The following is a 20,483-nucleotide window of genomic DNA, read 5'->3' as shown; positions in this document are numbered from 1 at the left end:
AATAATGGCATTGCATGCTGACAGCTCCGAATTCGTACAGAACACAGCACTTTTGCACGCATCATAAAAAACATGAACTGTGGGGATAGAGAAGAATGGAGAATGACCGACTTAGGAAGCTAATACAGTACATAATTTACAAGCATAGATGCTAGCAGCTAAAGGTGAACAATCATGAACGGGTCTGGGCTAGTACAGCTTATAAAGGGTAGAAGAATGATAGCAGTATCTGCAATAACGTTTGCAGTCGTAATCATGAGTGTATATGCTATGTGGAGTGGGAACGATACCAATATAGTTAATGGGTTCTGCCGCTCGTGCCATCTAATGGATTCTGTTGCCGAGCAACTTCAGGGAACTCCTCACGAGAACTTTAAATGCACAAGATGTCATGATCCACCGTTATCAATGTATGTTAGGGGTATAGCTGCCGAGATGGGTTTTATCCGTGTCGACATGTATGAGCTCCAGGCACGCAAGATGAGAATGGAGCAGGAGTGTACAAGCTGTCATAGCCCGGTGACACTACAGCAACAAGCAATACACGTTGTTCATTTCCGCGTAATATCGACAGCTAAGAGTTGTACTATTTGCCACTCTAGCCACGAGGTTAAGCCTACACCTAGCGATTGTCTCAGTTGCCACAATATGCAGAATATCCGGTCAAGTCATGGCGGGTTCCACAGTTATGCTCTTGAGCAGTACCGGCGCGGCGTAATAGTGTGTGGCCAGTGTCATTCACAGCAAGCACTATGGGAAATACCAATACCCGCAAGCGCGTTTCGTGCAAGTGTAGAAGGATTCGGCTGCTTCCACTGCCATGCTTCACTCAAGCCTGTAACTAACGTTGATGATTGTCTACGATGTCATTCGCGCTGAGCACGGTGTCTAGCCTTGACCCCCCATGAAGCTGGAGCAGCTGTAGGCGACTGGTTCGTAGCCCTAGCCGGCATTATAGCCGTCGCTCTAGTGATGGGGGGTCTTGCCCTAGCATATGAGCCCACAATACCTCTCCTTGGAGGTGGATCCTCAAATTCATCAATAGCGCATACCACACCTCTAAATATATCATCAATAGCCATAGAGTTCGTACCCGGCTCAAAGCTTGAACCCAGCTACGGCTCCTCATCAGCCCTCGTGATAGGGTACGTCGATAACGTTCCTCAGTTCTATCGTGTCTATGTACAAGTCGAGCCTGGCAATGGAACCCTTGTCGCCACTGGCGTAGGTTTCGACGAATCATTCATGTTGTCTACAAAGTTTGCCGCTTATCTTGCAGCTATAACTATAGGTCACAGTCCTTGGGCCTTTGACTACTATGTCCGGATAGAGCCGGTAAATGGCTCTAAGCCACTTGTTGCTGGTCCCAGCGCTAGCCCTGAGATATACCTGGCTTTCCTTCGTGCCCTTGGAGTGCCCGTCGGCAACGGATACATAGCTACTGGTATGCTCGGACTAGATGGGCTTGTAGGTGCTGTAGGCGGTCTAGAAGTGAAGGCTGAAGGTGCACAGGAGGCTGGCTATAGGCTTCTATATGGCCGTGGCTCAGAGTATGAACTGTCGCGTGTATGCCGGGTCAACATTATGGGACCTTTCGTGTCTAGCGATTGTGGTGTAGCCGCCGAAGCTGTTAAGGTTAGCAACGCTATCCCGGTTGTCAGCATACTAGAGTTCTTTAACCAGAGTCTAGACTACAACGATGTCGGGACCGTCCTCTGGAGTCTTTACTGGGATAGTGCGTGCCCTATACTACGTGATTATCTTGAGTATCTTGCCAGGCTCTCTACCCGAATCGAGCTTGAGGCACGAAGCCTGCTATCGTATATAGACCGGCCCCAGCTACGCGACATAGTAGTAAGGCAATTAGCTCAAGCACTTGGCTACATAGATGCTGCAGAAGATGCAAGGAGGAATGGTTACTGTTTTGTAGCAGTAGACTATTATGCAGCTGCACTATCATCGCTATCCCAAGTCTACCTAGTGTACGGCAAAAACGGCTACCAGATAACCAAGGGTTATGCAGAGATGCTACGAAGCATGGCACGTAGACTATTAGATACTGTTGACGTGACACGCATTAGTGGTAGCATGCTGGCAGCATACGCTAGAGCGTCCTCGCTGATAGCTAGTGGTGATAGCAAGATCTCTTCAGCCCTAAAGATTGAGCACGCTTTGGACATATTTGGTGCTAGGTCTGAACTCGTCGAGGCTGCTATACGCGAGTATAGTAGCGCAGTATCCTACTACACACGGGCTATAGCAGTACTTGTTGTACTCAGTGAAGTCTATAGAGACTCCGGCCTCGCGGATAGCAACACTACTAGAAGCACTATGGACTTGAAAATTGCTGCAGAGAAGATAGTAGATACAGCTGCAGAGTATGCACGCTACGCTCTACTAGTATCTGTGACAGGAAAAGCACGCTCTAACTTACCCAATGCTGCTCTATATGAAGCTTCTATAGCTGCCCGTCAGCTCGAGAGCAATCCTGCTAGTGCAATAGATCATGCAGTGAAGAGTTTAGCGTACTCGCTTACATTCTTCGCGTTACATCCCGGTGTGGAGGAGCTCTGGAGCGAGCGACTACCATACATACTCCTTGCCTCTATAAGGCTCGGTGAGCCGGCAGGTATAGTCCAACACTACTACGTAGAGCGTTTACTTTATGCACTAAAGAACAATAATGCACGTATTAACACACTCATATACGAGGCCGAACACTTATACGCTTGGGCTCTAATCTCTCGGTTGCTCAGCTATATGAACAGCTATCCACTAGAGCCGAGATAGCGGGGATTGATGCCATTATGAGCCCGCGGACACTCCAGTTAGCTAGTATAGCTAGTCTACTCCTATTATCGGTGCTCATCTCTGCTTCTACCCACCTAGCTGCCGCAAATAGCTCAAGGGAAGCTAGTGCTGGTGTACCACTTGCTAAAACCATTATAGCAAAGCAGGGAGGTTCGAAGCTAATTGTTGGCTTCTATGTCGATGGCAAGTTTATCGGCTCAGTAGCTGCTAGCTTCAAGGGTTTATATAAAAACGAAAATATCTCATTGGCAGAGGATATACGCCTAATAGTAACTATGAGGACTAATCGGCTGAAAAGTTTCCTAGGGGAGCTAAATGCTGTACATGTGATTCTCTTCTACAGTATTGTTAGTGATGATGGAGAGGTTTCGCGCGGCGTATATTATCTGAGACCTATCGGTGGTGTTAGTCTATCTCGACTGTTACCACATAGTCGGGGAGAGGGTCCTCACATATACAATGTGAATACGTTAGAGCTCGTAGTGCTTGCCGAAAAAGGCAACAATACATTGCTTGTCGCGGCAGTAGATCTTGCCAGGGCATTCCGTGATAACGGGCTCCCGCTCACCGTATCCCCCAACTATCTAGCCTATGTTCCTAAAATCGATTGCAAACTAACTGACATTAAGCTAGTCAAATGCAGTCTGAATAATATGAAAGGCTATCGCTTCGCCGAGGTATACATTGTTGGCGAGCCAAGCCTCTTCGAAGCCTACCGGTTATATGTAAATCCCGTCGCCCTTACATCGGAGTCAAAGATACCCTTCAATATCTCCATTACCCTTGAGGGTATAGCTACCAATAATACTATGTTTAATGAGACAGTTTACATCTACAGCGAGAAGCCTATAGCACTACATAATCTCGTACCCAAGAAGCCAGCATTAATAACCAAGCTTATAATCTCAGTAAACACTACTGAAGAGAAGAAGAGCGTTAATATTGTTGGCCTCCTGGGTGGTCGTATAGCACTAACACTACCGCCAAGAAAAGCAGTCTTTAGCAATGCTACCGTAAAACTCGTTGACGGTAATCGAGCTGTCTGGGTAGTCAGATTTACAGACATGATACCAGCAAGGCCAGTGGCAGGCATCGTTGAGGGCGCTCTATTCTGGAATATTTCCAAGACTAGTCCGGCTGAGCTAGAGATAGCTGCGATTCTACCTGTTAATACAACGCAAAGCATCTTGCCTGTAGCCGTTATTTTTGATGATGGGAGTATTGCTAAGTTTAATTTAACCTTGCCAGTATTGACCGGCCTCAAATACATAGTGGATAGTTATCATATCGAGGCTATGGTCTCGCCAGGCGAGCCATACTACACCAAGAGGCTCGAGAAACTTGAGGAAGTTCTCTATGATCATACAGCTGAGCTGAGCAGCTGGGAGGAATACAACATTCTTTCCGAGGTAAATAGACTCAAGCGTAGTCTCACCATGGAGGACGTACCAAGACTGATAGCTTACGGTTTCCTAAACAACCAAGACAATATTGATACCAGCCGGGGCCTCCTCATAGTCTTCCGTGGCGTAAATACTGGAAACTATACCGGTTGTGCTGGTGATGTATTTATCCTTGTAGGGCGTGGAGACAAGGCTAATAGCTACTTCGTTGAGGCGCCAGTCGCACGTATAGCATTAGTAGAAGGAGACTATGGAGTCTACGTTAAACCTGAACAACTTCAGCTATGGCTGCAACCAGGCAGCAATATACATGTGCTAGGTGTCTCGCTTCACACCGATTGTCCTAAACTGAGCCTAGAGTCAATGGAGATACGTATACCTCGCCCTATAGGCTCCGGTACTGGGAAGACCACTGGCTTTCTCGGTAGTCTTTCAACGTGGGAGCAAACAGCCATAGTTATTGCGTTCATTGCTGCAGCACTTGCTGTCTCTAGTCTCCAGTCTGTGCGCGATCTCGGCGGCAGGATACGTAGCCTCCTAAGCAGCATTATCTGAGAGCAATAAGCCTGGTAAACTCTATCGTGGCGAATAGCTGAGCGTTTCTTCTATTATATATCTCCGGATACTATTATAACATTTATATCTATTTTTTCGTTTTTAATATTTTTTACCGTATCTGCAGACCTCGCTATTCCTATGTTAATTTTAATAATCCCGAAGGGTTCCCGAGCTGCTGGGATATAACATTGTTGACCGGGCTCAAAGCTAAAATATCTTCAACAATTTCAAAGATCACAACATATCTAAAGGAGAAAGCTACACCTGTGAATGTTGCGCTAGTAGTGTTAATTATCCTGGTAGGTTATGCAGCATGGGCATTCTTTGAACACAGTCCAGCTGCTAATGTTTTCTGTGCTACCTGTCACGTTATGAAGCCCTTCTATGAAGAATTCCAAGAATCTCCCCATAGACAGTTCAACTGTCATGTATGCCATGTCTTTGATCTAGAAACAGCTCAGGGTACAATACGCGAGTTATACCTAACAATAACAGGCCAGGCACCGGATCCCGAGGAACTCAGACTCGAGGCACGGCTGCATATTGAAGATGAATGTCTGCAATGTCACCGACGTGAAGATTTAGCGAAATTACCACTCCACAATATACATTTAGAGGTTGCAGAGATAGCTGACAGCTGCACATTTTGTCACTCAAGCCATCTACTAAAGCCCCATAATAGCGACTGTACACAATGCCACGACTTGGAGAGAATGCTTGAAAAACACAAAGGCTATCACCGTTATGCCTTTGCTATAACTATTCTAGAGGAGCAGAATGTTACACGTAATTTACCTCCAGAGGTACTGGATATAATCAAAGAAGTTGCAGGGCCTAGCGTAGAATGTTATAGATGTCACGGAGAGACCGCAACATGGAATGTACCACTAGATCCACAATGCTATGTTGGTGCCCTCGAAGGCAAAACCTGTCTAGACTGCCACAAGGATTTGCCAGAAATCGACATAAGCGACGATAGATGCACCGAGTGTCACAGGAAGTAATAAGTTGCTCCATTTAAGCATCTTTTCTTTTAGCTACACCAACCAAGATGAATAAAATAATATGTGGTTGATACTATTTAGATAAACAGTATAAATGTGTGTAAGGTGGGAAGTCAATAGGCGACCTAGATAAAACACTCAAGTACATTGCTCCTCCATTACTGGGACGTTTTAAAAGACCAATATCTCGGTTAAAAGGGTGCACATTTATGCCCTCTAAGCCGTTAACCCCTACTGTCCGAAGGGTAAGCATAGCGGTAGCCGCATTATTAGTTATTATCCTGATAGTTGCTCTCATTCAAACTAGCAAATCTATGGCTCAGTTGTCTGTTCCAGGCTGGTGGACCCAGTTAGGCTACGATCCATACCATACAAGCTTCATACCTCGTAATGTTATAGTTGGTAATTTTTCCAACACAATTTACCGTGTATGGAGCTTTATAATGCCAGCACGTGAAGGCCAAATGGGGTTCAACATGAATCCCTTAATAGCAGATGTCGACAATGATGGCTTTACCGAGGTTGTTGCAGTAGACGCGGGAGGCAGAGTCATAGTACTTTATGGATCTGATGTACCTGGTCTCGACACAAATAACTTTACAACAATATATAAGTTAATCATAACGGTTAATGCTTCGTTATACTCAACACCAGCGTTAGCAGACGTTGACGGAGACAATGTTCTGGAAGCCATTATTGGGTGCCGCGATGGTTATCTAAGATGTGTGGATCTCGCAAGCGGTACGATTGAGTGGGAGCAACGTGTGGGAATCAATATTGCATCCTCACCACTAGTGTACGACATCGATAGAGACGGAGTTATCGATATAGTTGTATCTACTGCTAATGCCACATATAGGATTAACTCAGTCAGCGGAGAAGTTCTCTGGAAAACACCCTTTGGTCGTGGTCTTCAATCTGCTGCCTCGCCAGTACTTCTTGACGACATTAACAACGACGGTACTCTTGACATAGCTGTAACAAATCTATGGGGATATATATTTGTAATAGATGGTGCAACTGGCCAGCTAATTAAGAGCATCGACTTGTGGAGAAATGGCTTTAAGGGTCTATTCATAACACATTCACCTGTATCTGCAGACATTAATGGCGATAATTATCGCGAAATTATAGTGAGTGCTGGCATAGAGCTTATTGATACAACAACAATATCAAGAGTAGGATATAATGGCAGTATCATAGTTGTAGATCCCCGCCAGGGTAGTATCATCACATTTATCGATATTGGTTCATTTGCATGGCATGCTCAGCCATCCATCGCAGCAGCTGACGTAGACAACGACGGGATGGCCGAAATATTCATAGCATCTATAGACGGGTACCTTTACAGACTTGATTACAGTAATGGCTCCCTCTCGATATCATGGCAGTACCAGTACGATACTTATTGGCCAGCGCAATCACTAGTTCTTACATCTCACGCCGCAACAATATCTGTTGCCGACATAAATAACGACACGTCTTACGAAGTAGTGTTGATAACGCCGTACTATACTTTAACTACCGTCTACCGCCTCTATGTAATTGATGTAGAGACAGGTTCGAGTATAACAATATATGATGTAATGGATAAATATACAGTAGCACAATATGCGCCTTTTACTTCTACGGATTATGACGCCAAGGCTACCATGCCCTCACTCAGTATAGCTGATGTTGATGGTGACAACGCTTTAGAAATAATCGTGACGAGTTTCCAGGTGGTATCATGTTTAGATGCAGGATAAGCTTCAACAGACTATTCGCGCTCATACTTATAGCATTTAGCGTGTTGGTGGCTGCTAAAATTATCAGCGATACTGCACATGCCTATACACCTACTGCTGACCACGGGCCGTATGGCTGCCACATCTGCCATGGCGGACTAGAATATAAGACTACCTCGCGCGAAACTGGCGACTTCGTATTCACTGAATTCCGCTGCATAGAGTGCCACTATCAAATAAATAGTGGACCCATAGAGGCGCTGCGTGCCACAGCACATAGAGACATAGGATGTACATGCCACGCAACACTCCATGTAGGCCATACTGGATGGGGAGGAGGCTACTACTATACATCAGTTACGGGTTACACAGGATTTGCTGGCTGCTCCTACGATTCTTGGCGTAGTGGCGGCTGCCATAACATAGTTAGCACGCGTGTCGATGGAGCCAAAGAAGCCCTGAATATACTATATCCAGTGTCGTTTGAAAAGTTCGATATTGAGGTCGACCAGAACTCGTCAAAGTCGATTACCCTTGATACGCACTACGATTTTTCATCTAGCTTTGTAGCGGCAAGAGGTGTCTATACTATAGCATTTGTGGATCCTTTTGATATAGATAATGTAGAAGGTGTTCCAACAGGCAGAGAATATCTCCTATGTATGTATTGCCATATGAATCACTATGATGGGCTATCCGCACCTTATATCCAGCAGAATTATCCACTCATTCATCCAGATAACTGCCTTGACTGTCATAGCGACCCGACCTTTAGCGGCACACTACCCCATGCTATCCGCGACTCCAAATACTCTTGGCAGACTTGTTCTGGAGCAAGCGGCGTTGATAGCACTTTATCATGCCACGGCACTACTACGCCTGACATATTGAATTATGTGAACAATAGCGTACATGCTTCTATAGGGTGTCGATGCCACCCAGTTGTCCATATTTCACGTTGGAATGGGACTGCATCCTGGATGTTTGTCTATGCGCCTCGGGGTGCTTATGCTAAGCCAGGCGTTGAAACACTGCTGCTGAGTGGCCGGCTTACATGGTTCTATGATGCAGGGAACTCTAGTACCTACTATGTCCCGGTCAATGAGGTTAACAATACTGCTGCAGGGTACACTAGTTATCTTGTCATGATTTATGCTGACCGTATGGGTGATGCAAGCTATATGGTTAACAATACAGCCATACGGTACCTGATGTGCCTCAACTGCCACTTTGTTGTTGATAATCCATCAGCCTTAGGTGCTTATGAAAAGGCTAGAGAGCTTGGACTAATACCTATTCCCCATAGCGTGTTCGAGAATCTCAAGGACCCGCATAATGTTACGCGTCTACTCCTTAGTATCGGAGGTAGTGCAGCCGAGAATACCAGCGGCATCGAGCCATGGAGGTTGATGATAATTGTTGGCAGCGTATTAGGACTAGCAGCAGTAGCTATGGCTGGTGTAAGACGCCGTTAATGTAGCCATAATTAATTTAATAATCGCTATAGTTTTTGTACTCTATTGGCTTGTCATCGGTCCGGCCTCATAGTTGTTATTTCCTGCAACCATTCAGTCAAGTCTCGAGTGTAGTTGACTGTATGCTTCGTATCGTACTGGTAGGTTAGCCCTCCTCCTACCTGCTAGTGTGCACGTGCACCGGGGTCGCTGAGTTCAAATATTCCAGGCGGTGGTCAAGGAGACTCAGGCTTAGGGGGTCTCCGAGCTAGTCTTCTATAGCCAGGCTATGTAGGGTGTGGTAGCTGTGCCTATGGTGTACCATGAGGGCCGGAGAAGGGCAGCTATATATGCTCCTGGAGCCTATGGCCGGGAGGAAGGTAAGACAGGGCACGATCTCGTAATATTTGACGGCGGGCTCCTATGGGACCTCGTCGCAGTTATAGATCCGTTTAACGCCGGTCGTGATGCTGGCGAATTCATTGGCCTGGGCCGGAAGGGCATCCCCATAGTGCAGGGGCTTAGGGAGGCGGTCGAGAAAGGCGCTGAGGCCTTGATTCTTGGAGCTGCTCCGGTAGGTGGCCGGCTGCCAGAGGAGTGGAAGCGGGACATCCGCGACGCGCTTGAGATGGGTCTCGACGTCTACAGCGGGCTCCACACCTTCCTATCCGATGACCCCGAGCTACGGGCTGCCGCCGAGAAGGGTGGTGCCAGGATAGTCGATGTACGTAAGCCTGATCCCCGTTACTTCCGCGTCTGGGATGGACGTGTACTCGGCACCAGGATGAAGCGCGTCCTTATAGCCGGGACAGACTGTGAAGCGGGGAAGAATATCGCCACCTATACTATCTACAAAGAACTCGAGCGCCGCAGCGTAAAAGCTTGTATGATCGGCACTGGGCAGACGATGTTGCTCCTCGGCGCACGTGGCTTAGTCGTGGACGCTGTGCCGAGCGACTTCGTAGCCGGAGCGCTCGAGCAGGTGATAGTCGAGGCCTACGAGCAGGGCTGCGAGGTGGCTGTGGTCGAGGGCCAGGCGGCGATAACTCATGAAGCTTACGGCCACGTGTCTCTGGGCATACTGCGTGGCGCCTCTCCCACACACATAGTCGTGGCGCATGTGCCTGGCCGCCGCTGGCGGGCAGCATTCAGCCACGCATGGAAGCCCCTACGTAACCCAGAGCCCGGCGAAGAGCTAACCTACTTGACAGCGCTGAACCCCTACCCTAACGCGGTGCTGGCGGGGATAACGCTGAATACTAGCATGTATACGATAAACGAGGCTAAGAGAATCGAAAGAGAATATAGTGAGACTTATATGGTGCCCGCATTGGATCCTTTAAGGACTGGTGTGAAAGCTATAGTAGATAGAATTATCGGTGAATAACTTAGTGTGTTATACAACACGTGAATAGAAATTTTCAATTCTAGCCTAAAATCAATAAGCAGCTAAATAATAATGAAAGAAAACAATTTTGAGGTACAAAATTAGAGGCAACAAAGGAGGCATCCATTCGTGCCAGACAGGAGGAAGATAGGCTTCATAGAGGCATTCAGCATAGGAGTTGGCGGAATGATAGGTGGCGGTATTTTCGCCGTTCTGGGGCTTAGTCTCCAGCTTGCTGGTACTGCTGCACCCGTAGCGTTTCTCCTCGCAGGCTTAGTGGCTCTGGCTACGTCGTATTCTTACGCGAAGCTTTCCATCCGCTATCCGAGCGAAGGCGGGACGATAGAGTATATTGTGAGGGCTTTTGGCCGCGGCATTCTTGCCGGCGGGCTCAATATTATGTTGCTTACGAGCTACATAGTGATGATTGCGCTCTACGCGTACGCCTTTGGGAGTTACGCGGCAAGCCTGTTTGGCGAAGCTGTCCTCCTTAGGCACGTGTTTATCGCCCTCGCTATAGCTATATTCACGTTTCTGAACGCGCTCGGCGCTGTAGTAACTGGAAGAGTTGAAGATGCTCTCGTATTCTTCAAGCTTGCTATACTAGTCGTAGTTGCCGGCGCTGGACTCGGGTTTGTAGAATGGGGTAGGTTTAGCCCCTCCCAGTGGCCCAGCTTAGTCAACATAGTAGCAGGCGGTATGATAATATTCTTAGCGTACGAGGGGTTCGAACTCATAGCTAACGCTGCCGCTGATGTCGAGGATCCACGTGTCCTGCCTAGAGCGTTCTTCGCCGCTGTACTGGTCGTGACAGCTATATACGTCATGGTAGCTCTTGTTGCTGCAGGTACACTCTCTCCCGAGGAGGTTATGCGGGCACGTGACTACGCGCTCGCGGAAGCCGCTAAGCCTGCTCTAGGAGAGCTAGGCTTCGGCATTGTTGTCGCTGCCGCCCTAGCCTCTACCAGTTCTGCAATAAACGCGACGCTCTATGGTACTGCTAGGATAAGCTACATGGTTGCCAAGTATGGCCAGTTGCCTGCCAGCGTGGGGCGGAGGATATGGCGACAAGCGCCTGAGGGCCTAGCTATAATTAGTCTACTCTCGCTCGTCCTCGCCGAGGCTGCAAGTCTTGAGGCTATATCTACGGCTGGTAGTGCAGGCTTCCTCCTGATATTCACAGCCGTCAATGTTGCAGCCCTCCGGCTTCGTAGAGAGGCGAGGGTTAACCCACTAGTGGCAGGCGCCGGGGCGCTGGCCACCGTTATGGCGTTAGCGCTTCTCATCTACCGTACAGCTACTCTAGACCCTCGCCAAGTGACCGTGTTCATCCTACTACTTGCAGGCTCCTTTACTGTAGAATACGTCTACCGGGTGCTGACTGGTAGGGAGATAGCAGAGTACATCGACTACAAGCTACACCTAAGAGAGGAGAACATCAGGAACTGGGCCACCTGGGTACCACGCATAGTAGCAGTCATTGTTAGGAGGTTTCACGACGCCAAGGTATACTTGGTTGGGAGCGTAGCGCGTGGCGAACTCCACCGAGCGCACGACGTAGATGTGCTTGTAGTCACATCGAGGACTCCCCGGACGCGTAGAGAGGCTGAGGAAGAGGCTAGACGTATACGCGAAGAGGCGGGCCTTACACCCCAGCACCCCCTTCACATACACTTCGCTAGGCCTGGCGAGGAGAAGCGATGGCTAGAGCACAGTAGGAGGTGGCACTATCTCTACACGTCTAAGGAGGACAAGGGTACTCCAAGCCAGTAGACTAGCAGGAGGTTGTGGTAAAGCTGAAATCCATAGCAGCCCATAGCTGCTTTTGGCGGCTAGCGGGGCCTAGGCCTTGCCGCGGATAGAGCGGGTTCGGGTCTACAAGCTTCAGGCGAGACTACGGGGCGTCTTCCGCATAGCTTACGCGGCGTCAGCCACGATGGAGAGCATCGTGGTGGAGCTTAAGCTAAGCGACGGTACGAGGGGCTGGGGTGAGGCAGCGCCTGCTCCTAGGGTTACCTGGGAGAATACGGCGGCAGTGAAGGCCTACGTAGAGACTGTGGCGAGGAGGCTTGAGGGGCTAGATCTTCCGGGCGAACTGGGCGAGGCGCTCCGCCGTGTACACACGGGTGCACCGGGCTTCAGCTCGGCCCGTGCCGCGCTGGAGGCTGCCGTGCTTGACGCTTCTGCCCGTGTACTCGACACGCCGCTCTACACGCTCCTCGGCGGCAGGGTGTACAATAGCCTCGAGACCGACTATACTGTCTCGATACCTGACCAAGAGGCTCTAGAGGAACTCCGTAGGGGTAGTGGGCCCCGCCGGGACGCCTTCATAGAGGCTGTCGAGTACCTCGTCGGGCTCCGCCGCGAGCCCCCAGAGGATCCTGGTTTCCCGCTTCCCGGTGTGCAGGGCTTCCGCGTGCTCAAGGTGAAGCTTGGGACTGGGAGCGTTGAGGACGACGTGCTCCTGGCGGAGACCGTCTACGAGGCTGCTCGGGGTAGGGCGAGGATAAGGGTGGACGCTAACCAGGCTTGGACGAGGAAGCAGGCAATATGGGTGATACGCCGGCTTGAGCGGAGCCTCGGCACAGCCCTGGAGCTGGTAGAGCAGCCGGTCCCGGCAGCTAGGATCGAGGACCTGGCGGCCGTGAGGAGTGCTGTCGAGGCCCCGGTAGCAGCTGACGAGACGGCACGGAGCCCCGAGGAGATAGCCAGGGTGGCGGCCATGGGCGCGGTGGACGTCGTGAACATCAAGATAGCGAAGATAGGGGGCCCGCTTAGGGCGGCGCGAGCCGCCGCGATGCTTGAGGCCCACGGGCTCGAGGCTATGTGGGGCTGCATGGTGGAGACGGGGCTGGGCATAGCGCAGGCACTGCATCCAGCATTGACGAGCCCGGTTACAAGGTACGTGGACCTAGACGCGGCGCTATTCCTAGAGGAGGATCCGGTCGAGAACCCGCCAGTCTATCGGCCAGAACCGGGAGGCGTAATCCTCCAGCATCCACGGGAGCCAGGGCTAGGCCCAGAGCCGAGAAAAGAAGCGCTGTCCCCACTATAGCTGGCATCATACTCTAGTAGACGTAGTGCTGGAGCGGCATCAGAAGATGGAGGGGTATTTGCGGGCGCCCCCAGAGGCCGTGGGCCCATCCCAGGCGCCACGTCGGCGGCTACGGCCCACGGGGCTCCGGAGCTAGAGTGGGCTAAGTGGGAGGGTTTCAATGTTACCTTCTACTGACGGTCCCCCTTGTATGTGGGCCTCTAGGTTCTCTCTTGGTACAGCTTCCCGGCAACGCTAGATGATGAATGTGTGTTACTGTTTCTGCCTCTTGAGCATCTCCCGGTATATTTCTACGGGGTTCTCGGCCGCCAGTAGCGCGTATACTATGTCCTCGGTGCTGCTTCCTTCGAGGAGGAGATACCGGTTATCCCAGCCGGGGCACTTTACGAGTATGTGTCTCCGCGTCTTCTCCCTAGCTAGCTGTGCAAGGTAGCCGTCTAGCACAGCGGGGTGTATTAGGCAGTCGAGACCTGTTCTATGCAGCCTTCTCATCCGGTCAAGGTACTGGGCTAGCTCTTCTTCACTTGGTTCCTCGCCTAGGCCATCTCGGTAGAGCTTCCTGATATCCTCTAGGTAGCCAAGTAGGAGGTCTGCGTAAGCTTCCGCCGCGTCCTTCAAGGCCTCTCTGACTGCCTCTTCTTCGGGCAGACCATGGAGCCTTAGGAGGGCTCGGTCTAGAAGCCTTCTAGCCTCCTCTAGTAGCTCTTCGCGGCTTGGTAGAGGCATCTCTCGGCGCCCCTCGTTAGGGCCCAGGAGACCGTTGGTACTATTATTACGCTTCTCTACGAACAACAATGCAGTACATTAGAGTCTTTATGCCTCTATCTTGTAACTCCTTCAGGCTGGTGTCCCGGCAGTGGGCGCGAAGCCCGTAGACCAGTGCAGCCAGGCCATCGAGAGCCTAACTATCTGTATGAGATTTGTGACCGACCTCACATTCTACTCTGTGCCCGATGTGCTCGAGAACGCTATTGGAGGTAGTGCCGGGTTCGTGCTCCTCGCCAGGATATTCGCTGCAACTGCTAATAGGATATACTCTGAAGTCCGCAAGATGTGCTGTCCCAACGAGACTAGCCCTGTACCACTATTCCAGAGGCTAGAACGGGTAACAGCCCTTATAGCAGGTGCTAGCTACAAGGCCCGTGCCCACATTAAGCAGGAGGAGGGCCGGATACGGCTAGTCTTTACTGGGCTCGAGCACCTGCGGGGCAACGTGCTACACGCTGCCCCAATAATAGGCGTCATAATGGGGATGATAGAGGCTGTAGGCGGCAAAGCCGTGCCGCTTACCAGCAAGGATGGGCTCCGCCACGCGCCCCGCGACGCCTACCGGGTATACCCCGACCGGATAGAGGGCGACACCCTCGAAGTAGTGGTAGTACCTCCCGGGCAGGAGTAGCTCTTCTACACTCTTATCGGCAGCTTTGCCAAGTCCTCGGCCACCACTACGCGTGAGTAGAGCCGGCGGGCTTCGCGGAGCAGCGGATCCGGTGTCTCGTAGCGGGCGCTTATGTGGAAGAGCACCAAGAGCCCCACTCCCGCCCTGCGTGCTATCCTGGCAGCGTCGAGTGCGGTGCTATGGCCCTGCTCGTGGGCCTCTTCCTCCATGTCGCTGGCGAAGGTGGAGTCGTGTATCAATACGGTGGCGCCCTGGGCTGCCTCCACCACGGTCTCCGATGGCCGAGTATCCCCAGTGTAGACTATCACCGCGCGTGGCTGCTCCCGGAGCACGTCCTCGGGGCGTATCACCCGGCCGCCGACCTCGACCGGCTCGCCGCGCTGAAGCCTCCCCAGGAGAGGCCCCGGCTCTAGGCCGAGGCGCCGTGCCTTCTCCAGGTCTACCCGGGGCTTGCGCCGCGGCTCTTCCACCCGGTAGCCCAGGGCCGGCACTGTGTGGTCCACGGAGAAGGCCTTCACGTGGAGTCCACTGGGTAGGGCCAGCTCCTCGCCGGGCTCTAGCTCGACCACGTATATGGGGAACGGAGGGAGCCACCGGGTGTACCGGTAGGCTTCACGGAGGAACCCGTAGACCCCAGGCGGCCCCGCTACAAGTAGGGGCCGGCGACGCCCCAGCATGGCCATGGACTGGGTGAGCCCGGGAAGCCCAAACACGTGGTCGCCATGGAGGTGCGTGACTAGGACCGCCTCCACCTTCAGGGGGCTGAGACCCGCCCGGGTCAGCGCCGCCTGGGTACCCTCGCCACAGTCCATCACTACTATGCTCCCGCGGTACACCAGCGCTATTCCGGGAAGCCCCCGGCGCCGAGTAGGTACTGCAGCGCTTGTCCCCAGGAACACTATGCCAAGCTCCAAGGCTGTGGACGCCTCCAGAAGGCTCGCAGCAATGAATCGTACCTGTTCGGTATCCACGCTCCCTGGCTAAGCCGGGTCAGAGAAATTAGCTGCAAGAAGTTCGGGCTAAAACTTGTAGCCAAGGGTCTCTAGGACGCGGCGGGCGTCACGGAGCACACGGAGCGCTTCACGCCCCTTCTCTGTTATCCGGTAGTGGCGGTCCTCGGTCTCCTCTACCAACCCTTCATCTACTAGCCTCAGAAGTGTCTCTCGGAGCCTGTTATAGGGCAGATTAGCAGTATACATCAGCCTTGTCGCTGGCTGTGGGCCTTCTCGTGCCAGTACCTCTAGTATGTCGAGTATTATGCCGGCTTGACTGCGGTACTTCCTCCGTGTCATCCCTGCATCACTTCCCCGCGAGCATCGTTAACGCAGCGAACCCGAGAAGAGCCACTGCCCTTAGGATCATGGAGACTGGTATCAGTATCGGGTTGAGGATAAGTGCCAGGGCAACCGCCGTGGCGTGACTGGCGGCTGCGAGCAAGTAGAAGACTATACCAGGGCCTTTGACCCCGCCGTACCTCCTGGTTGCGAGGAGTACCGCTGCTGAGAGGACCACGAGAGCTACTAGGTTGTAGTCAACATACATCTGGAGTACTAGGGGCGTAACAGCGTATACGCGGTTTCTACGCCCGTCTTCTATGGGTACATGGGTGTAGTAAAGGGCTACAGCAGATAGTGTGTAGGCGACTATGTAGAGTGGTGCTGCGAGGAGTGTACCCCGGTTGAGCGCAAGAAGAGAGACCGTCTCGGGGCGCCGGCTCCAGGAAGGGGCTACTGCACCGGCACCATACGTGTAGATGTTCCCAAGCGCCTCAAGGACGAGTCCAGCAGAGTAAGCGAGAAACGCGAGCCCCGTTATGCAGAGGCTCCTCTCGCCAACCAGTCTTGACGCCCTACACAGCTTATCAAAGAGGAGAACCCCGGTTATACCGCCAATGGTCTCGATAATTGCTGCAGCTAGTAGCAGTGCTGGCACTTCGCCGTAGGGTAGCACGGCTCCAGTACACCTCAGACGTCTCTGGGCCCTTGTATAGAGCCCGCGACCGTCTCGGGAAATTACTGTGGCGCGTAGCCTGGTGAGGACCTAGACTAGACGGCGGGCTAGACGGCTAAAATACCGGCGATAGATAATGGCGAACGCCGCTGCGCGGACAGCCACATCGATGTCCATTATCAGCCAGGCCACGAGGGGACATGTGATACCAGATGCCACACGGCCGACAAGAATGTAGGCCGGAGCTACGCGTACGAGGTATAGGCCTATGAGGTTAACTAGTGTCGGGACGAGAGTATTCCCTGCACCCCTTATCGCGCCCCCTATACTCATGACCGCGCCTAGAGCCGGCTCCGAGACGGCAGCGAGCAGCAGGTATGCTACTACGAGCTTTGCTACATCCCCGCTAGGTGCTAGGAGTAGCGAGGCCGGGACAGAGACACCGGCCAGAACCAGGGCCATGAACGTCATGAATGCTGCACTTGCACCCGCTATGCTCCAGCCTCTTCTCTGGGCATCCTCGAGCGCCCCAGCACCGACTAGGCGGCCTACCTCACCGCTCGCATAGGTCGAGAGGGCGAAGGCAGGTAGGAATGCTAGCGATTCTATCCGTATGCCTATCGTGTGTGCTGCTAGAGCCGCCTCGCCGCAGCGCGCCACCGCTGCAAGATAGACCAGGTTACCTCCGGCGAACAGCAGCCTCTCCGCCATAGCGGGCGCGCCTACCCGGAAGACCCGGACAGCTAGCCCTCTGGGGACACCGACTATGGAGCCGTAGCCTGCCTGACCCCGGGCACGAACCGCGAGCACGAGGGTTCCAGCAGCATAGCTGGCAGCCGTAGCAAGGCCTGCGCCGCTGACGCCGAGCCCAGCGAGGTATATCAGGATGGGGTCTAGAACCGTGTTCACGATGGCCGTGGCGGCTGCACCGTAGAGAATGCCGCGATTAGCTCCCGCCGCCCGGTAGGCCGCATCAAGGACAAGCATTGCAGCGAAGAAGCTATGGCCTAGCAGCCGCGCCCGGAGATAAGCCGCAGCAGCCTCTGCGACTCCAGCGTCGCCACTGGATAGCCACAAGCCCAGTTCGTAGGCAGCCGCTATACCGGTTGCCGCCAGGGGCAGAGCCGCCAGCATCGCCGCGGAGAAGCTTTCGCCCACTATCCTATCGGCCAAGTCTCTTCGTCCGGCACCGAGCGCCTGGCTCGCGAGTACTAGTACACCAATGTAGAAGGCCGCTAGGGGGACATTGAGGAACCAGCCGGCGTAGCTCCCCACGCCCACCCCAGCGAGCGCGGTGACGCCGAGCCGAGAGACGAAGGCTAAGTCTATCAGCGAGACGATACTAGAGACGCCCTCAGCGAGCATCAACGGCCATGCTTCGCGGAGTATCCTCCGAACCTCGGCGAGCCCCACTACTCTACCACCAGGCAACCCGTCAGCTGGCGCTCCTCTACAGCCCATGCGAGGCCGAGAAGGCCTGGTAGAGGGGTCTATAGAGCCTCTCCCAGGGAGTGCTACGACACCCGCCCTGCAGAAGACCCGACGGAGAACTGGGTGGACAACACGGATCCAGCAGAGCCAACGGAAACAGGTTCTTCTGCAGCGATACTTGCTCCTTGGGCCTAGGAGGGCCGGCGAACTAGGAGCCTCGGCTGTGCTAGGTCTTGGGCTCTTAGGGCTCTCCGGGGCCCCTGGCCGAGTATGAAGACCCTTCTGAGGCCTTGGAGCTCGAGCAAGTCTACGTCGCGGAAGAGGAGCCATACAAGTGTAGCTAGCTCGGCTATGCTCCAGTAGTAGAACCCGTTGGCCACGCTTCTCCCGCTGAGAAGATCCACGGTGACCCTCTTGATCATCCCGGTAGCCGGGTCGTAGCCCGCGTGCACGTCGAGGACGACTCGGTCTTCTCCGACTGCCGCCGGGAGCACATACCGGTAGCCCTTGGATAGGAACACTGTTAGCCTCCGATCAATCTCCTCGAGAGCTATCACCCCGTCGTCGCTGGTTATCTCCGCCGCTGAGGCGAGGACCCGCGCCATGTCCCAGGGGCTGAAGTGGGGCGCTGACCACCCGTAGACCAGGACTATGTCGAAGCCCCCTTGGAGCCGGTACGCCTCACGAGCGTCGACCACGTGTACCCTGGCCTCTACGCCTAGTATGTCTCGGCTGAACCTCTTGCCGGTCTCCAGAGCGCTCTTCCTGAGATCGGCGAGGTGTAGTTCGACGCTATAGCCCTGGTCCATGAGCGTCTTAGCCAGCGCTACCCCGCCAACCCCAGTGCCAGCACAGAGATCTAGTATCCTGACACTCTTCCGGCTCTGCAGCAGCCGCTGCACATATTCGTGCTCTACCAGCCGGGCCATGTGGCCCAATGCCTGCCGAAAGCGCTGCATACCTACGTCAGTGTAAGGGTCCTCAGGCCATATCCCGAGACTATAGAGCTTCTCAAGTTCCTCCGACGTCTTGTTATACTCCATCTCTTAGTCCCATAGGTAGTCGTTAGTCCGAGGCCTCGGAGGGTGTAATTATATTATCTCGTTCTTCGGATCATGGGGAAGTAAACTCTCGGCAATCCATGTAACATTTATTAATTATGCGATCTGGGTCTAGAGAGGATCAATCTAGAATCACCGTCTCTAGACTATACGGGCTAGCATCGCTAGCCGGCGAGCTGCCTCCCAGAACAGCGACGCTTCCTCACGGAGCCCCATCTCCTCGGCTTCCCGTGCTGCCTGCTCTAGCTCACGTGCAGCTGCTTCGACGGCCACCGGGGGCCGGGGTATGTAGGGCGCTAGCTCTATCTCCCTCGCCTCGTCGAGAGCCGCTGCCAGCACGTCTTCCAACCGTTCGCATATACTACGTAGCCGGGGGCTACGGCAAGCCTCACTAACGTAGCTCCATGCCTCTGTCGCTAGCTCTGCCACCGCCTCACTCCTATCCATCTCCATGACGTGAGCACCTCCCCAAGAGCCGTGAGATAGATCTCTAGGGATTCCTTCTCTCCGGAGTAGCCTCCGGGGGATGATGTGTTCCAGGCCCACGACCCTTCCGGGGGTGACGTGGGGATTAGCCGCCTGACCCCGAGGCACGCATCCTACTCCATAGTCTATGGCTTAAACCTATAGCTGGGCCATACTGCCCACCTATAGCGGAATACACCATGGCGCTGCCATAAACGATGCCGGGGCTCGTGAGGCTCTGGAGCGTACAAGGAGAGCAGAAAGAGCTTCTCGCAGGCCATGCTCCGGCTCATAGAGGAGGCAGACAAGGGGAGGGTTCCAACTAAGGTTTTACTGGCGCCCGCCAGTGAGTGTGGCAACTTCGGTGTTACAGAGTGTACGCTACGACTGTTAGGGCTAGCAGATGTCCTGCTAGGAGCCATGTTGTTAGACGGAATAGCTCTACTAGCAGCCGGTAGCCCCTTGGAGCACTCGCGAACCTCGCCGTTAGTAGCTCCACTGAGGCTATAGCGTGTAGCACGCCGACTGACACGAGGGCTAGAGGGAGGAGCTCCACGTGGAGGTAGCTGCAGAGCCCGTAACCTCCTAGGAGGCTTAGGGGAGGTACCTGGGCTAGTGATGGGCTACGGAGGCAAAGTCCAGTGATTGCTGAGAGGTAGGAGAGGCTCAGCAAAAGTATGCCCGACATGGAAGATACGAGGCTCGTAATTCGTAGAACGTTTGATCCTGCGCGCGGCATGGCCTATTCGAGCCCTCCCGGACCGGCTTCTATGCGAGC

The 20,483-nt window shown here is 53.1% G+C and carries 18 protein-coding genes; 10 read left to right on the top strand and 8 right to left on the bottom strand.

Annotated features, from left to right (window positions below):
- Nucleotides 1-174 precede the first annotated feature (174 nt).
- The 9 genes from Pyrde_RS10565 (at nucleotide 175) to Pyrde_RS01300 (ending at nucleotide 13,399) form a co-directional block, all read left to right on the top strand.
- On the top strand, nucleotides 175-879 hold the full coding sequence (locus Pyrde_RS10565) for a hypothetical protein (protein ID WP_143522196.1): 705 nt from the start codon (nucleotides 175-177) through the stop codon (nucleotides 877-879).
- 15 nt (nucleotides 880-894) lie between these two features.
- Complete coding sequence (locus tag Pyrde_RS01330; protein ID WP_055407546.1) at nucleotides 895-2,790, top strand: hypothetical protein; 1,896 nt, start codon at nucleotides 895-897, stop codon at nucleotides 2,788-2,790.
- 17 nt (nucleotides 2,791-2,807) lie between these two features.
- A complete protein-coding gene (locus Pyrde_RS01325) occupies nucleotides 2,808-4,769 on the top strand; it encodes a hypothetical protein (RefSeq protein WP_055407544.1) in 1,962 nt (653 codons plus the stop codon).
- A 194-nt stretch (nucleotides 4,770-4,963) separates the two neighbouring features.
- On the top strand, nucleotides 4,964-5,776 hold the full coding sequence (locus Pyrde_RS10560; protein WP_180385502.1) for a cytochrome c3 family protein: 813 nt from the start codon (nucleotides 4,964-4,966) through the stop codon (nucleotides 5,774-5,776).
- A 209-nt stretch (nucleotides 5,777-5,985) separates the two neighbouring features.
- Complete coding sequence (locus Pyrde_RS01320; RefSeq protein WP_082419385.1) at nucleotides 5,986-7,524, top strand: FG-GAP-like repeat-containing protein; 1,539 nt, start codon at nucleotides 5,986-5,988, stop codon at nucleotides 7,522-7,524.
- Nucleotides 7,506-8,978 carry a hypothetical protein gene (locus tag Pyrde_RS10555; RefSeq protein ID WP_143522194.1) on the top strand — a complete coding sequence of 491 codons (1,473 nt, stop codon included), beginning with the start codon at nucleotides 7,506-7,508 and terminating at the stop codon, nucleotides 8,976-8,978. Before Pyrde_RS01320 ends, Pyrde_RS10555 begins: the two co-directional genes overlap by 19 nt.
- Nucleotides 8,979-9,270: 292 nt before the next feature.
- Nucleotides 9,271-10,344: an N-acetyltransferase DgcN family protein gene (locus tag Pyrde_RS01310; RefSeq protein ID WP_231656815.1), complete on the top strand. Its 1,074-nt coding sequence runs from the start codon at nucleotides 9,271-9,273 to the stop codon at nucleotides 10,342-10,344.
- Nucleotides 10,345-10,473: 129 nt separating this feature from the next.
- Nucleotides 10,474-12,117 (top strand): amino acid permease, encoded by a 1,644-nt coding sequence (locus Pyrde_RS01305; protein ID WP_231656767.1) that lies wholly within the window; start codon nucleotides 10,474-10,476, stop codon nucleotides 12,115-12,117.
- A gap of 76 nt (nucleotides 12,118-12,193) precedes the next feature.
- Nucleotides 12,194-13,399: a mandelate racemase/muconate lactonizing enzyme family protein gene (locus tag Pyrde_RS01300; RefSeq protein ID WP_055407538.1), complete on the top strand. Its 1,206-nt coding sequence runs from the start codon at nucleotides 12,194-12,196 to the stop codon at nucleotides 13,397-13,399.
- A 252-nt stretch (nucleotides 13,400-13,651) separates the two neighbouring features.
- Here the strand turns inward: Pyrde_RS01300 and Pyrde_RS01295 are convergent, their stop codons facing one another.
- Complete coding sequence (locus Pyrde_RS01295; protein ID WP_143522193.1) at nucleotides 13,652-14,125, bottom strand: hypothetical protein; 474 nt, start codon at nucleotides 14,123-14,125, stop codon at nucleotides 13,652-13,654.
- A gap of 130 nt (nucleotides 14,126-14,255) precedes the next feature.
- Between Pyrde_RS01295 and Pyrde_RS01290 the strand changes: the two genes are divergently transcribed.
- The gene (locus tag Pyrde_RS01290; RefSeq protein ID WP_055407534.1) at nucleotides 14,256-14,798 is read left to right on the top strand and encodes a hypothetical protein; all 543 of its coding nucleotides are present in this window, start codon (nucleotides 14,256-14,258) and stop codon (nucleotides 14,796-14,798) included.
- Between the two features lie 5 nt (nucleotides 14,799-14,803).
- Here the strand turns inward: Pyrde_RS01290 and rnz are convergent, their stop codons facing one another.
- The 7 genes from rnz to Pyrde_RS01255 form a co-directional block, all read right to left on the bottom strand.
- Nucleotides 14,804-15,769, bottom strand: coding sequence for a ribonuclease Z (rnz, locus tag Pyrde_RS01285; protein ID WP_082419384.1), 966 nt, complete (start codon nucleotides 15,767-15,769; stop codon nucleotides 14,804-14,806).
- A gap of 48 nt (nucleotides 15,770-15,817) precedes the next feature.
- Nucleotides 15,818-16,090, bottom strand: a complete 273-nt coding sequence (locus Pyrde_RS01280) for an Sso10a family chromatin protein (RefSeq protein WP_055407531.1) — start codon at nucleotides 16,088-16,090, stop codon at nucleotides 15,818-15,820.
- A 7-nt stretch (nucleotides 16,091-16,097) separates the two neighbouring features.
- On the bottom strand, nucleotides 16,098-16,748 hold the full coding sequence (locus tag Pyrde_RS01275; RefSeq protein WP_055407529.1) for a hypothetical protein: 651 nt from the start codon (nucleotides 16,746-16,748) through the stop codon (nucleotides 16,098-16,100).
- 90 nt (nucleotides 16,749-16,838) lie between these two features.
- Entirely contained in the window at nucleotides 16,839-18,179 is a 1,341-nt protein-coding gene (locus tag Pyrde_RS01270) for an MATE family efflux transporter (RefSeq protein WP_180385501.1), read from the bottom strand.
- 191 nt (nucleotides 18,180-18,370) lie between these two features.
- Nucleotides 18,371-19,222 carry a class I SAM-dependent methyltransferase gene (locus Pyrde_RS01265; protein ID WP_055407525.1) on the bottom strand — a complete coding sequence of 284 codons (852 nt, stop codon included), beginning with the start codon at nucleotides 19,220-19,222 and terminating at the stop codon, nucleotides 18,371-18,373.
- Between the two features lie 159 nt (nucleotides 19,223-19,381).
- A complete protein-coding gene (locus tag Pyrde_RS01260) occupies nucleotides 19,382-19,693 on the bottom strand; it encodes a hypothetical protein (protein WP_055407524.1) in 312 nt (103 codons plus the stop codon).
- Between the two features lie 379 nt (nucleotides 19,694-20,072).
- Entirely contained in the window at nucleotides 20,073-20,444 is a 372-nt protein-coding gene (locus tag Pyrde_RS01255) for a hypothetical protein (RefSeq protein ID WP_143522192.1), read from the bottom strand.
- Nucleotides 20,445-20,483 lie beyond the last annotated feature (39 nt).

This window comes from Pyrodictium delaneyi (genome assembly GCF_001412615.1).
Classification (GTDB): Archaea; Thermoproteota; Thermoprotei_A; order Sulfolobales; family Pyrodictiaceae; genus Pyrodictium; species Pyrodictium delaneyi.
Note: the sequence above shows the minus strand (reverse complement) of the source record. Positions and strands in the feature narration are given on the sequence as shown.

Coding starts and splice junctions, on each gene's coding strand:
- Pyrde_RS10565 (WP_143522196.1), top strand. CDS start 175: ATGAACGGGTCTGGGCTAGTACAGCTTATAAAGGGTAGAAGAATGATA.
- Pyrde_RS01325 (WP_055407544.1), top strand. CDS start 2,808: ATGAGCCCGCGGACACTCCAGTTAGCTAGTATAGCTAGTCTACTCCTA.
- Pyrde_RS01320 (WP_082419385.1), top strand. CDS start 5,986: ATGCCCTCTAAGCCGTTAACCCCTACTGTCCGAAGGGTAAGCATAGCG.
- Pyrde_RS10555 (WP_143522194.1), top strand. CDS start 7,506: ATGTTTAGATGCAGGATAAGCTTCAACAGACTATTCGCGCTCATACTT.
- Pyrde_RS01310 (WP_231656815.1), top strand. CDS start 9,271: ATGGTGTACCATGAGGGCCGGAGAAGGGCAGCTATATATGCTCCTGGA.
- Pyrde_RS01295 (WP_143522193.1), bottom strand. CDS start 14,125: ATGCCTCTACCAAGCCGCGAAGAGCTACTAGAGGAGGCTAGAAGGCTT.
- Pyrde_RS01280 (WP_055407531.1), bottom strand. CDS start 16,090: ATGACACGGAGGAAGTACCGCAGTCAAGCCGGCATAATACTCGACATA.
- Pyrde_RS01265 (WP_055407525.1), bottom strand. CDS start 19,222: ATGGAGTATAACAAGACGTCGGAGGAACTTGAGAAGCTCTATAGTCTC.
- Pyrde_RS01260 (WP_055407524.1), bottom strand. CDS start 19,693: ATGGAGATGGATAGGAGTGAGGCGGTGGCAGAGCTAGCGACAGAGGCA.
- Pyrde_RS01255 (WP_143522192.1), bottom strand. CDS start 20,444: ATGCCGCGCGCAGGATCAAACGTTCTACGAATTACGAGCCTCGTATCT.